The sequence below is a fragment of the Streptomyces sp. 11-1-2 genome, from assembly GCF_003595545.1.
GTDB lineage: Bacteria > Actinomycetota > Actinomycetes > Streptomycetales > Streptomycetaceae > Streptomyces > Streptomyces hygroscopicus_B.
Map to the genome: position 1 here is coordinate 8,503,828 of NZ_CP022545.1, position 13,384 is coordinate 8,517,211.

12 protein-coding genes are annotated in these 13,384 nt (G+C 71.4%); 1 reads left to right on the forward strand and 11 read right to left on the reverse strand.

All coding sequences use genetic code 11. The features are described 5' to 3' along the window. Positions 1–8 precede the first annotated feature (8 nt). The 8 genes from CGL27_RS36530 to CGL27_RS36565 all read right to left on the reverse strand — a co-directional run bounded on the left by CGL27_RS36530 (position 9) and on the right by CGL27_RS36565 (position 8,347). Positions 9–785: an anti-sigma factor gene (locus CGL27_RS36530; RefSeq protein WP_119991991.1), complete on the reverse strand. Its 777-nt coding sequence runs from the start codon at positions 783–785 to the stop codon at positions 9–11. Continuing rightward, positions 782–1,366: a sigma-70 family RNA polymerase sigma factor gene (locus tag CGL27_RS36535; protein ID WP_078640236.1), complete on the reverse strand. Its 585-nt coding sequence runs from the start codon at positions 1,364–1,366 to the stop codon at positions 782–784. The genes CGL27_RS36530 and CGL27_RS36535 overlap by 4 nt, the downstream gene beginning before the upstream one ends. 183 nt (positions 1,367–1,549) lie before the next feature. Then, a complete protein-coding gene (locus tag CGL27_RS36540; RefSeq protein WP_119991992.1) occupies positions 1,550–2,725 on the reverse strand; it encodes a S1 family peptidase in 1,176 nt (391 codons plus the stop codon). Positions 2,726–2,940: 215 nt separating this feature from the next. Continuing rightward, the gene (locus tag CGL27_RS36545) at positions 2,941–3,771 is read right to left on the reverse strand and encodes an aldo/keto reductase (protein ID WP_119991993.1); all 831 of its coding nucleotides are present in this window, start codon (positions 3,769–3,771) and stop codon (positions 2,941–2,943) included. An 88-nt stretch (positions 3,772–3,859) separates the two neighbouring features. Next, positions 3,860–4,675 (reverse strand): effector-associated domain EAD1-containing protein, encoded by an 816-nt coding sequence (locus CGL27_RS36550; protein ID WP_119991994.1) that lies wholly within the window; start codon positions 4,673–4,675, stop codon positions 3,860–3,862. A 66-nt stretch (positions 4,676–4,741) separates the two neighbouring features. Further along, complete coding sequence (locus CGL27_RS36555; protein ID WP_119991995.1) at positions 4,742–5,422, reverse strand: hypothetical protein; 681 nt, start codon at positions 5,420–5,422, stop codon at positions 4,742–4,744. A gap of 19 nt (positions 5,423–5,441) precedes the next feature. Further along, positions 5,442–7,268, reverse strand: coding sequence for an AMP-dependent synthetase/ligase (locus tag CGL27_RS36560; RefSeq protein WP_078640229.1), 1,827 nt, complete (start codon positions 7,266–7,268; stop codon positions 5,442–5,444). A gap of 185 nt (positions 7,269–7,453) precedes the next feature. Then, positions 7,454–8,347 (reverse strand): LysR substrate-binding domain-containing protein, encoded by an 894-nt coding sequence (locus tag CGL27_RS36565; protein ID WP_078640227.1) that lies wholly within the window; start codon positions 8,345–8,347, stop codon positions 7,454–7,456. A gap of 165 nt (positions 8,348–8,512) precedes the next feature. Between CGL27_RS36565 and CGL27_RS36570 the strand changes: the two genes are divergently transcribed. Continuing rightward, positions 8,513–9,589: a bile acid:sodium symporter family protein gene (locus tag CGL27_RS36570; RefSeq protein ID WP_119991996.1), complete on the forward strand. Its 1,077-nt coding sequence runs from the start codon at positions 8,513–8,515 to the stop codon at positions 9,587–9,589. A 2-nt stretch (positions 9,590–9,591) separates the two neighbouring features. Here CGL27_RS36570 and CGL27_RS36575 read toward each other — a convergent pair whose 3' ends face one another. The 3 genes from CGL27_RS36575 to CGL27_RS36585 all read right to left on the reverse strand — a co-directional run bounded on the left by CGL27_RS36575 (position 9,592) and on the right by CGL27_RS36585 (position 13,350). Next, a complete protein-coding gene (locus CGL27_RS36575) occupies positions 9,592–10,332 on the reverse strand; it encodes a class I SAM-dependent methyltransferase (RefSeq protein WP_119991997.1) in 741 nt (246 codons plus the stop codon). Positions 10,333–10,609: 277 nt separating this feature from the next. Next, a complete protein-coding gene (locus CGL27_RS36580) occupies positions 10,610–12,208 on the reverse strand; it encodes an MFS transporter (protein WP_119991998.1) in 1,599 nt (532 codons plus the stop codon). 134 nt (positions 12,209–12,342) lie between these two features. Further along, positions 12,343–13,350: an NAD(P)/FAD-dependent oxidoreductase gene (locus CGL27_RS36585; RefSeq protein ID WP_162953141.1), complete on the reverse strand. Its 1,008-nt coding sequence runs from the start codon at positions 13,348–13,350 to the stop codon at positions 12,343–12,345. Positions 13,351–13,384: the final 34 nt, after the last annotated feature.

Sequence of the window (13,384 nt, forward strand, 5' to 3'; positions counted from 1 at the left end):
TCGCCCGCTCACGCCGAGGGGAACGTCAGCAGGACCAGCGGATCGCTCGTCGGGGCCTTCGACCCTCCGGCGGGCTCGACCGTCACCCCCATGGCCGACGCCTTCCCGACCGCACCGCTCAGGACCGCCGCCGCGCTCCGGCCCGAGGAGTCCATCAGACCGGCCGGGCGCATGGTGCCGCCGTCGCTCAACCACAGCTGGTAGATCCGCCCGGCGGGCGGCTCGGGCAGCCCCGAGGCGAGGAACACCGCCCTGTTCAGCCCGCGCGAGACCGCCACCGTGCCGGTCGAGCCGTCCGTCATCCGGCCGCTGCGGCTGCGCGCGTCGGGCGCGGCCAGCACCTGGGTCACCTCCTCCGCCTGGGCCACTCGCTGCTCGGAGCGGCGGGCCGTGTCGCGGGCGTCGGACGCCTGCCGGTACTGCCACACCGCGGCCCCGCCGAACGCGGCGGCCACGGCCACACAGGCCGCCAGCGCGAAGTTCAGCGCCCGCCGCCCGGTGCGCCGCCGGGGGCCGGCGTGGGACTCCCGGGCCTCCCGCGCCGCCACCCGGGGCGGCTCCTGGCGGACCGTGGCGATCCGCCGCATCACATCGTCCTTCATGGTCGGGGGCGGGGTCAGGGCCGTGGCCACCGCCAGCTTCGCGGCCGTCTCCCGCAGCTCCCGTACCTCCTGACGGCAGGCGTCGCAGACCGCCAGATGCCGCTCGAACTCGGTCAACTCCCGCCCCGACAGGGCGTGCACCGCGTACGCCCCGGTCAAGGTGTGCAGATCCGCTCTGGTCATGCGCCGACCCCCATGCAGTCCCGGAGCCGGATGAGCCCGTCCCGGAGTCTGGTCTTCACGGTCCCGAGCGGCAGCGACAGCAGCTCCGCCACCTCGCGGTAGGAGCGCCCCCGGTAGTAGGCGAGCGTCACCGACTGCCGCTGCAACTCGGTCAGCGTCCGCATGCACCGGCGCACCTGCTCGCGCTCCAGCCTGGCCTCCACCTGCTCGGTCACCTCGTCGAACGCCGGGGTACGGGACAGCAGCGCGGCGCGCTCCTCGCGGTCGGAGGCGGCCTGCGCCGAGCGGACCCGGTCCACGGCGCGCCGGTGCGCCACCGTCATGATCCAGGCCATGGCGCTGCCCCGGCCCGGGTCGAACCGCGCCGCGGACCGCCACACCTCGACCAGGACCTCCTGTGTGACCTCCTCGGCCTGCGCCGGGTTGCGCAGCAGACTGCGCGTCAGCCCGAGGACCGGCCCGCTGACGGCGTCGTAGAGGGCTCCGAACGCGTTCTGGTCCCCCCGGGCCACCATCTGGAGCAACTCTTCGAGGTCCGGTCCGCGCGCGGCCGGTCCGCCGATGTACACGGGTTCTCTCACAAGCCGTCCTTCCGGGAACGATGCGGCGCACACGGAGGTGTCGTACCTCATTCGTCGCCCGGAGGGGTGCGGATTGGTCAAGGTGCTCCGAACACGCGCGAGGACGGGCGTGAGGACACGTGCGAGCGCATGCGCGAGGCCGCCGCCGGTCCGTTCGACCGCGGCGGCCTCGGCACCCCGGCGTCAACCGGTGGTGAGGGTGAGCCCGTAGGTCGTCAGGATCGGGTTCACCGGCTGGTAGTACGTCGTGCCGCCGACGGTGCAGTTGCCGGAGCCGCCGGAGGTGACGCCCTGCCCCTCGCTGCCCGAGATGAACGGGCCGCCGGAGTCGCCCGGTTCGGCGCAGACGTTGGTGCGGGTGACCCCGTTGATCGTGCCCTGCGGGTACTGCACGCTGGTGTCGTGCTGCTGGATGGTGCCGCAGTGCCACCCGGTCGTCGAGCCGGAGCGGCAGACGGACGAGCCCACCGGGGCTTCCTGGGAGCCGGTGACGGTGACGTTGGTGCCGTCGGGGCCGATCACCCACGGCTGCGGAGCCCAGTCGGCGTTGGTGGACACCCAGGCGTAGTCATGGCCGGGGAAGGTGGAGCCCTGGAAGCTGCCCTGGGCCACCCGGTTGAAGCCGGTGGTGGTGTCGCCCTGGCTGCCGCAGTGGCCGGCGGTGACGAAGCCGTTCTGCTCGCCCTGGGTCACCGAGAAGCCGATCGAGCAGCGGGCGGCGTCGTTGATGTAGAACGCCTCGCCGCCCCGCAGGTCGTACAGCGGGCTCGGCCGCTCGGCCGACTCCACGACCCGTATGACCTCGCGGTCCGCGCCGCTGGTGGCGACGAAGGCGGCCGCCTCGCTCGGCTCGGCCGACTGCACCACGACGCTGTTGCTCTTGACATCGACGTACCAGGCGGAGGCGACATCGGCCGCCGGGGGGCGCTCCGAGGCGGTACGGTCCAGGGCCTGCTTGGCGTCGGTGAGGGCCTTGAGGCTGTGCTTGACGACCGCGGCCTTGGCGCCGCCGGCCGTGATGGTGCCGCTCTGCTCCTCGTCGGTGGTGGCGACGGTGAGTTCGGCGGTGTTGCCGGTCACCCATGCGCCGCCGTAGCTGCCGCCCAGGCTCTTGCGCAGCCCCGGCTCGGTGGCCCCGGCCCGGTACTCATTGGATATCCGCATCCGCGCCTCATCGGCCGTCAGGCCCAGATCGCGCTGCATCGAGGCCAGCATCTCGGGGGGCACCTCCCTCCGGGGGCGGGGGGAGGGTTCACCGGGGTCGGCCACCGCGGGTATGCCGCTCCCCAGGAAGAGGGCGGCTATCGCGACGGTGCAACCGGCGGCCAGCTCAAGGCCGTGACGGCGTCTGCGGGACATCTTCTGTCTCCTCGCTCGAGAGATGGTCACGCTGTGTGTCCATCTGGGCGCCAAGCGTAATTGCCGGGGACGTGCCTCGCTCGGCGGGCGCGTGAGCCCCGGATGAGGGGTCATGCGCCCGGGATATGCCACGACGCGCGGTGCGGGTGGATACGGGTCCGCCCCGCCGCGGGGGACGCGACGGGGCGGACGGCGTAGCGGGGGAGTGCCGGGGCTCAGCCGTTGAAGGTCTCGGGGTCGAAGCCCAGCCGGTTGCCGGCCTCCAGGGAGTCGATCGCCGACAGGTCCTCGGAGTCCAGCTGGAAGTCGAAGACGTCGATGTTCTCCTGGATCCGGGACGGGGTCACGGACTTGGGGATCACCACATTGCCGAGATCCAGATGCCAGCGCAGCACCACCTGGGCCGGGGACTTCCCGTGCTTCTGGGCGATCGCCGCCAGCTTCGGGTCCTCCAGCAGGCCCTTGCCCTGGCCGAGCGGGGACCACGCCTCGGTGGCGATGTCATGGCGGGCGTTGAAGGCGCGCAGCTCCGCCTGCTGGAGCTGCGGGTGCAGCTCGATCTGGTCGATCACCGGGATGATCGAGGTCTCGGAGAGCAGCCGCTGGGTGTGGGCGGCGTGGAAGTTGGAAAGGCCGATGGCCTTGGCGCGGCCCTCGGAGTAGATCTTCTCGAACGCCTTCCAGGTGTCCACGTACTTGTCGACCTCGGGCAGCGGCCAGTGGATCAGGTAGAGATCCACATACTCCAGGCCCAGCTTGGCCAGCGAGGTGTCGAAGGCGCGCAGGGTCGAGTCGTACCCCTGGTCGCCATTCCAGAGCTTGGTGGTGACGAACAGCTCGTCGCGCGCGATGCCCGACGCGGCGAGCCCCTTCCCCGTGCCCTCCTCGTTGCCGTATATCGCGGCGGTGTCGATGCTGCGGTACCCGGCGTCCAGCGCGGTGCGCACCGCGACCTGCGCCTCGTCGTCCGGGACCTGCCAGACACCGAAGCCGAGCTGCGGCATCCGCACGCCGTTGTTGAGGGTGATGAACGGGACCTTGCTCACGGGCAGTCGATCCTAACGTCGGATGTGGATTGCATGCTTCCGCAGATACAACGATCAACGAGCGGCAGGCATTCCCGCCGGGCCCCGTTCACCAGGGTCGTCCGCGCAGAACCACCACCCCGCCGCCGTCCCGCCCGAGGCGCTCCGCCGCCCGCCGCGCCGCCTGCGCCAGCGTGGGCACCTCGCCCAGCAGGCCGTAGAGCCCGCCCGCGAAGGCCGCCGCGCCCTCCAGCGGTCCGCGATGGGCGACCACCACCTCGGCCGCCCGGGCGAAGAGCGCGGCGAGCGGCGCGCCGTCGGGGCAGCCGAGCACCACACCGGGCAGCGGGGCGCCGGTCAGCCGGCGATAGGCGGTCAGCAGCTCGGCCAGGCGGGCGGCGGAGGTGCGATGCGCCTGGCCGTCGCCGTCCTCGAAGACCAGCGTGCGCCCCTCGCGGCGGCAGACCAGATGCAGCACATCCGGGCGCACGGTGAGGATCCGCCGCAGATCGGTGGCGGCCGAGGCGGGGCACTGGTCGACCGTCAGGACGCCCCGCGCGGCCCGCTGGACCGCGGCTAACTCCTGGGACCCCGGCGCGGCGCCGGTCACCAGCACCCGCCGTAGACCGCCGCCGCCCGGCTCCCGTAAGGCGGCGCGGAACACCGCGTTGTGCGGATAGGTGACGCAGGCGGCGGCCAGGACGCGCAGTCTGCCGTCCGCGATCCGGTCCGCGGCCACCGCGCGGGCCACCGCGGACCAGAACTCCGCGGCGGTGGTGCCGGTCGCCGCCGGGATGTGCTCGGCGGTCAGGCCGGCCCTGCGCAGCAGCGCCACGGCGGACGGGCCGGGCGGGAAGACCCGCGCCAACTCCCGGATCTCCTCGGTCGTCAGCGCCGGATGTCCGTCCCCGTCCTGGCCGTCCACCGTTCCCGTCGCTCCTTGCCTGTGCTCGTACCGCTCGTGCCCCGCCCCCGTATCTACTGATCCGCTCTACTGATCCGCGGTGAGGTGCAGCGTTTCCTCGAGCTCCTCCCGGAAGCGGTGCAGGGTGTGCCCCTCACGCACCGTCGCGCCCACCGCGACCGCCGCCCGGCTCACCGCCCCGCGCGGTGCCCGCACCACCATGGCCAGCCGGTAGGTCCCGCCGATGCGCGCCGCCGAGGTGTGCCGGATCTCCCAGCCCGGGTCGGAGCGCAGTTCACGCCGCGCTTCCAGGAAGACCCGCTCGCCGTACGCGGTGTGCAGAACCTCCCGGAAACCGAGCCGCGGGCCGAGGTGGGCCGCCTGCGCCGGTGGCGTGGCCCTCGCCTCCGCGGTGAGCTGGCGCGGGGTCATGGACCAGGCCACCGGCTGGAAGACCGTGGTGCCCCGCCGCACCGGTTCGGCCGTGAGTGTGACATCGAGATTGACCGAGTGCAGGGCGGGGTCCGGCGCGTCCCGGGCGCAGGTCACCGACAGATGCACCAGGTGGTAGACGGCGTTGTCGGCCTCGGTACGCAGGAAGTCCCGCAGCTCCGGATCCGGTTCGACGAACTCCGCCGTCACCGGTAAGGCCACCGGCCCGCCCAGGACCACTCGCCCGGCCAGCCTCGGGCCGCTGGGCTGAGGTGTCTCCTCGGACAACAGGGACAGTTCACGTTCGGGAAGTTCGGGGAGAATGACATCGATCATTTCGTGCCCCCTTCGCGGCTCAGGAGTGGTACAGCGCCTCGACCTCGACGGCGTATGCCTGTTCGATGGCCTTTCGCTTCAGTTTCAGCGACGGCGTCAGCAGACCATGCTCCTCGGAGAACTGCGCGGCAAGTATCCGGAAGGTACGAATCGACTCCGCCTGGGAGACGGTGGTGTTCGCCGCCACCACCGCGCGCCGGATCTCGGTCTCCAGATCGGGGTCCCGGACCAGGTCGCCCGGCGGCAGCTCCGGCTTGCCGCGCATCGTCAGCCAGTGCGCGACCGCCTCCGAGTCCAGGGTGACCAGCGCCGCGATATACGGACGGTCGTTGCCGACCACGATGCACTGGGCGACCAGCGGATGGGCCCGCACCCGCTCCTCCAGGCCGCCGGGGGAGACCGACTTGCCGCTGGAGGTCACCAGGATCTCCTTCTTCCGCCCGGTGATGGTGAGATAGCCGTCGTCGTCCAGCGTGCCCAGGTCGCCGGTGGCGAGCCAGCCGTCGCGCAGCACCGCGTCGGTCGCCTTGGGGTCGCCCAGATAGCCCTCGAAGACCTGGCCGCCGCGCACCCACACCTCGCCGTCGTCGGCGAGGTGAACCGTGGTGCCCGGGATCGGCACGCCGACCGTGCCGAACCGGGTCTGCTCGGGCGGGTTGGCGGTGGCGGCGGCGGTGGACTCGGTCAGGCCGTAGCCCTCGTAGATGGTGACGCCCGCGCCCGCGAAGAACAGCCCGAGCCGCCGCTCCATGCCGGAACCGCCCGACATCGCGTGCCGGACCCGGCCGCCCATCGCGGCGCGCACCTTGCCGTACACGGCCTTCTCGAAGAACTGATGCTGCATGCGCAGCGCGGCGCCCGGACCCGGCCCGGTGCCGAACGCCTTGGCCTCCAGCGCCTCCGCGTACCGCACCGCCACGTCCACGGCCTTCTCGAACACCGCGGCCTTGCCCTCCGCCTCGGCCTTGCGGCGCGCCGCCGCGAACACCTTCTCGAAGATGTACGGCACCGCGAGGATGAAGGTCGGCCGGAAGGTCTTCAGATCGGGCAGCAGCGCGGCGGCCGAGAGCCGGGGCTGGTGCCCGAGCTTGACCTTGCCGCGGATGGAGGCGACTTCGACCATCCGGCCGAAGACATGGGCGAGCGGGAGGAAGAGCAGGGTGGCGGCCTCGTCGCCGCGCTTGGAGTGGAAGGCCTCCTCGTACCGCTCGACGATGTTGTCGCACTCGGCCATCAGATTGGCGTGGGTGATCACGCAGCCCTTGGGGCGGCCGGTGGTGCCCGAGGTGTAGATGATGGTCGCGGGCTGCTCGGGGGTCACGGCCAGCCGGTGCCGCTCGACCAGATCGTCCTCGACCGACTCCCCGGCCGCCAGCAACTCCTCCAGCGCCCCCGCGTCCAGCTGCCACAGCCGCCTCAGATGCGGCAGCCGGCCGACCACCGAGCCGACCGTCATCGCATGGTCCTCATGCTCCACGACACAGGCGGAGACCCCCGCGTCATGCAGCATCCAGCAGACCTGCTCGGCGGAGGAGGTGGGATACAGCGGGACGCTCTGGGCGCCCAGGGTCCACAGGGCGAAGTCGAAGAGCGTCCATTCGTAGCGGGTGGGGCACATGATCGCGACGCGGTCGCCGAACCGGACGCCCTGGGCCAACAGCCCCTTGGCGAGCGCCGTCACCTCGTCCCGGAACTGGCCCGCGGTCACGTCCTGCCAGCGGTCATCCGCCGTCTTGCGTGCCAGCGCCACCCGGTGGGGATCGGCGTCCGCATGGTCGAAGACGGCATCCGCCAGTCCTCCGGCCTGGGGCGCCGTCGCCATCGGGGGGACGGTGAACTCGCGCAATACCTGCTCCTTGAAGCCGCTGGGCACAGCGCCGCGACCGTACCCGATCCGGCCCCGATGCGGGAGAGGTGTTTTGTGCCCGGAACGCACGGAATGCCGGGCGGCCTGTAAGGTGAAAGACGGTCAATCAGGCCCCGACGAGGGCGGATTGCGTGGAGTCTGGTCCTATGCGCCGCGTGTGTGGCTCATATGTAACGGTCTTCTGCACGAAATCTCTCCGATCGTGGCACAGGCCCGGCCAGGATCGCGGCGGCGAGTCGCTCCGCGGCGGCGTGCGAGGCGCCGTCCTGCCGCCGCTTTCCGTACAACAGTACGAAATCCACGGGGCCGAGGTCGGGCAGCCCGGCCCGTTCGGGCACCGGCGCAAGGCCGGGCGGAATCAGGCCATGGGTGTGTGCCATCACCCCGAGCCCGGCACGCGCCGCCGCGACCAGGCCGTTGAGACTGCCGCTGGTGCAGACGATCCGCCATGACCTGCCGTGCCGCTCCAGCACATCCAGCGCGCGGGCCCGGGTCAGCCCGGGTGGCGGAAAGACGATCAGGGGGAGTGGACGGTCCGGATCCAGCCGCAGCCGCTCGGCGCCGATCCACACCAGCCGGTCCCGCCACACGAGCTGGCCGCCCGGCCGGTCCTCGGACCGCTTGGCCAGCACCAGGTCCAGCTTGCCCGCCTCCAGCCGCTCATGCAGCGTGCCCGACAGCTCGACGGTGAGCTCCAGATCCACCTCGGGGTGATCGCGGCGGAACCCCTCCAGGATCTCCGGCAGCCGGGTCACCACGAAGTCCTCCGAGGCGCCGAAGCGCAGCCGGCCGCGCAGCCGGGTGCCCCGGAACCAGCTCGCCGCCCGCTCGTTCGCCTCCAGGATCGAGCGGGCGAACCCCAGCATCGCCTCGCCGTCCTCGGTCAGCTCCACCCCGTGGGTGTCGCGGGCGAAAAGCTGCCGCCCCACGGCCGCCTCCAGCTTGCGTACCTGCTGGCTCACGGTGGACTGGCGCACCCCGAGGCGGTCGGCGGCCTGGGTGAAGCTCAGGGTCTGGGACACCGCGAGAAACGTCCGGAGCTGGGCGGGGTCGTACATGGAGCCACTGTATGCCGATACCCATCACGGAACGCGATGGCAGTCAGAGCGGTATGCAGGATTCCCGATGGCCTTGATCAGGAGCACTATGGACGGGGCCCCGTCCGTGTCCATGCCAGTTCACGCCTGTCCACGCCGGATGAGAAAGAGCGAGAAAGAGAACGAATGCCGCACCGCCCGCACCTCCGCAAGATTGCCCTCCCCTCCTGGCTCCCGCTGGACGGCTTCATCCTCGGACTCATCGGCACCGTGGCGCTCGCCGCGCTGCTCCCGGTCAGCGGCCGGGCCGCCACCGTCACCGACGGGGCCACCACGGTCGCGGTCGCCTTCCTCTTCTTCCTCTACGGCGCCCGGCTCTCCACCCGTGAGGCGCTGGACGGAGTGCGCCACTGGCGGCTCCACCTGACCGTGCTGGTGTGCACCTTCGTCATCTTCCCGGCCCTCGGCCTCGCCGCGCGCGGCCTGGTGCCGTACGTGCTGACGCATCCCCTCTATACCGGGCTGCTCTTCCTGTGCCTGGTGCCCTCCACGGTCCAGTCCTCCATCGCCTTCACCTCGATCGCCCGGGGCAATGTCGCCGCCGCGATCTGCGCGGGCTCCTTCTCCAGCCTGCTCGGCGTGGTCGTCACCCCGGTACTGGCCGCGCTGCTGCTGGGCGGCGGCGGAGGCGGCTTCTCGGCCGACTCGATGGTCAAGATCGGGCTCCAGCTCCTGGCCCCCTTCCTCGCCGGTCAGCTCCTGCGCCGCTGGATCGGCGGCTTCATCTCCCGCCACCGGGCGGTGCTGCGCCTGGTCGACCGCGGCTCGGTGCTGCTCGTGGTCTACGCGGCGTTCAGCGAGGGCATGACCCGGGGCATCTGGCACCAGGTCACCCCGGCCCGGCTGGCGATCCTTCTCGGCGTCGAGGCGGTCCTGCTCACGGTGATGCTCACGCTCACCTCGTACGGCTCACGGAAGCTGGGCTTCGTCCGCGAGGACCGGATCACCATCGTGTTCGCGGGGTCGAAGAAGAGCCTGGCCGCCGGGCTGCCGATGGCGAGTGTGCTCTTCGGCGCCCAGGCGAGCCTGGCGGTGCTGCCGCTGATGCTCTTCCACCAGATGCAGCTCATGGTCTGCGCGGTGCTGGCCCGCCGCTATGCGGCGCGGGCGCCGGAGGCGGCGGTGACGGGGGCCGAGACGGGATCGGAGGCCGCTCAGGCGCGTACGGACAGCGCGGACAAGGCCGCGCTGACCCGCGTCTGACGTCAGCCTTCCGCGGTCTGGTTTCGGGCGGTCTGGTTTCCGGCGGTCTGGTCGTCGGCGTTCTGGTCTCCGGCGTTCTGGTCGCCGGCAGGCGGCAGCGGCGGCTTGCGGGCGATGAGGGACGCCTGCGGGGTGGGTTCCCAGCGCTCCGGCTCCCGGAAGGTCCGGGCGCGGACCGGCAGTCCGGCCGCGGCCAGCAACTCGGCGATCCGGTCCGGCTGCCACCGGCGGAAGCTCAGCGACACCTCATGACCGAACGCCTCCGTGTAGACCCGCTGCTCATCGCCCACCTGGAAGCCCACCAGCGCGTATCCACCGGGCGCCAGCACCCGGTGGAACTCGGCGAACACATCCGGCAGCCGCTCCTGCGGAACGTGGATCGTCGAGTACCAGGCCACCACGGCGGCGAGGGTGCCGTCCGCGATGTCCAGGGACAGCATCGACCCCTCCTCGAACCGCAGCCCGGGATGCTCCCGCCGGGCCAGCTCCACCATCGCCGGCGACAGGTCGATCCCGTACGCGGACAGCCCCAGCTCATGGAGGTGGGCCGTCACCCGGCCCGGACCGCTGCCGACATCGGCCACCGGTCCGCCCCCGGCGTTCCGCACCAGCTCGGCGAACCCGGCGAACACCGCCCGCTCAAGCGTCTGGGCAGCCAGTTCGTCGCGATACTGCTTGTCGTAGTCGAGGGCTATGGCGTTGTAGGACGCCCGGGTGGAGCTGAGGAAGTCGGCTTCGGTCACGGCCGTTCACCCTAGACGAGTAGTTCCGATGTGGTTAGTGGTCAATGCGGTCAGGGACCGCAAGACGGGGGCACCGGACTTGTGGTTGTGCCAGATCGCGGCAGCCATCGCGAGAACGCGCTGGGCGACACGGATGGCAACGCCCTCGAAGGTCCGTCCACCATGCTGTTCCAGCATGGGCGTCCCCGTTACGACGTGCGCTGCTGAGCTGGGGCGTTGGGCACCGCGGTATCGCGGTGCCCAACGCCTGACGGATGATCCGCCCGGTTCTTGAGCGTCACCGGACGGCGACGGTCTCCGTGGTCTCCGCCGCCTCCACGATGGCGGGGTCTGAGCCCTTCGGCCCGCGAAGAGTGACGTAGACGAGCAGCACGCCCATGACGGCGGCTCCTGCCCACATGGCCTGCTGCCAGCCGTCGACGAAGGACTGCTGCGCGGTGTGGATCAGGTCCTGGGCGTGGCTGCCGGTGCTCGGGGCCACCTCGACGGCGTTGGCAATGCCTTCGCGTGCGGTGTCCGCGGCCCCCTGGGGGATGCCGCCGAGCTTGTCGTCGATGGCGCTGCGGTAGCCGTTGGCCAGGAGCGCGCCGAGTATCGCGACGCCAAGGGCGGTGCCGAATTCGCGGGTGACGTCGTTGAGGGCGGAGGCCACGCCCTGCTTGGCGCGGGGCAGCGAGCTGGTGATGGCCTCGGTGGACGGCGTCATCGACAGACCCATGCCGATGCCCATGGCGAGCATGCCGGCCAGGATGGACAGGTAGCCGCCGTCGACGGACACGAACAGCGCCATCAGCACGAGGCCGACGGTGGCCAGGGCGACGCCCACGGTCACGGTGGAGCGGGCGCCGATCTTGGCAGCCATCTTCGGGGCCAGGCCGGAAGCCATCATCATCATGATCGCCATCGGCATCATCGCCACCGTGGACAGCAGACCCGACCAGCCGAGGACGGCCTGGAAGAACGGGAACAGCACGACGGCGATACCGGCCTGGACGCCGAAGACGACGAGCAGCGTGATCGAGCCGCTGGCCAGGCCGCGCTCACGGAACAGGCGTACGTCCAGCAAGGATGCGTCGCGGCGGCGAAGCTCCCAGGCCACAAACACGATCGCGGCGATCACGCCGACGGCCAGGCTGATCAGGGTGATCGAGTCGGTCCAGCCGCGCTCCGGGCCTTCCTGCAGCACGAAGATCAGGCCGATGACGGAGATGGTCGACACCAGCGCGCCGATGGTGTCGAACGAATGGGAGGAGCGTTCACGGGAGTTGGGCACCGACTTGAACGTCATCGCCAGCGCGATCACGACCAGGACCATGGGCAGCACGAACAGCCACCGCCAGTCCGCGACGTCCACCAGGAGCGCGGAAAGGAACATGCCCAGGATGCCGCCACCTCCGGCGACACCGGTCCACACGCCGATCGCCTTGCCCCGTTCTTCCTCGGGGAACGTCGAGGTGATGACGGCCAGCGTGATCGGCATGATCATCGCGGCACTGATGCCCGCGGCCACACGGGCGCCGATCATTACCCCGGCCGACGGGGCGAGCCCCGCGACGACGCTCGCGGCACCGAAGATGATCAGGCCGGTGATCAGCATGGGCTTGCGGCCCAGCCGGTCACCGATCGCACCCAGCGGCAGCAGCAGCGCGGCCAGAGCGAGGGTGTAGATATTGATGATCCACAGGACGGTGGTCTGCGAAGCGCCCCACTCGACGGCCATGTGGGTCTGGGCGACGTTCAGGCCGGACACCGAGGCGATGACGGCCATCAGCGCGATCGACACGGTGATCAGGATCGCGCGCAGCTGACGCGCATCCGGCGTACCCCCGCCGCTCACTGGCACGGCCGCCGCCTGGGGAGGCTGGTTGCTACTCATGGTTTCCTTCCGAAAAGGGCATGCAGAATCAGCGCCGGGACAGGGCCGGTCGCCAAGGGGGGTGAAGCAGGAGGGCCGTTCACCGCGCGGAGGGCTGGGTGCGGTCGCGCGGTCCAGCTACGGCAGCGGGAGTGTCAGGCGGGAGCGTTCTCGGCCTGGGCGGCGGCGAGGGCCGCGTCGGTGTCGGCAGCCGCGAGCAGGGCGTTGATGTGGGATCCGGCCAGGGCTCCGGCCGCGGCGGACGCGCCGACCTGAGCGGTGAGGTCGGTTGCGTTTCCGGCGACCCATACGCCGGGGACGTCGGTGGTGCCGGCCATGGCGGAGGCGAAGCGACGGCCCATGTTGTCGGGCAGGTCCTCCATCGGCAGCTTCAGCCCGTCCAGGCCCTCGGCGCGGGCCCGCATCTGCGTGGCGACCGCGATCACGCGCCGGGCGACGAAGGAGCCGTCGACCAGGCCCAGACCGGCGAGAGCCCCGTCCTCCTCGACGACTTCCTGCACCCCGGTCTCGACGATGCGGATGTTGCGGGCGGCGAACCGGGCGCGGGTGTCCGCATCGAGGGCGGTGCCGTTCGTGAAATAGATCAGATCGTCGGTGAGCTGGCGGAACAGCAGCGCGTGGTGGAGGGAGGCGGGGCTGGTGGCGAGGATGCCGATCGGCTCGTCGCGGACCTCCCAGCCGTGGCAGTAGGGGCAGTGCACAACGGAGTGGCCCCAGTGCTCGGCCAGACCCGGCACATCGGGCAGCACGTCGCGCAGGCCGGTAGCTACCAAGACGCGGCGCGCGGTCACGCTGCGGCCGTCGGCGAGGGTGACGGTGAAGCGCAGGTCCCCGTCGACGGGGTCGGCGGGCTCGGCGGCGGCGACTTCGCCGAAGACGATCTGGCCGCCGTACTGGCGGACCTGCGCCCGGCCGCGCTTGAGGATCTCGGGCGGCGGGGTGCCGTCCAGGACGATGAAGCCGTGCATGGCTGCGGCGGGCGCGTTGCGCGGGGTGCCGCTGTCGATGACGACGACCGAGCGGCGTGAGCGTGCGAGCATGAGTGCACCGTTCAGGCCGGCGGCGCCGCCGCCGATGACCACCGCGTCCACGGTGTCGGTGGGCAGGGTGTCGCTCTCGTAGCGGGAAGTCTGCGCAGACACGTCGCGCCCTTTCGTCGTACGTGGCCCCCGTGCT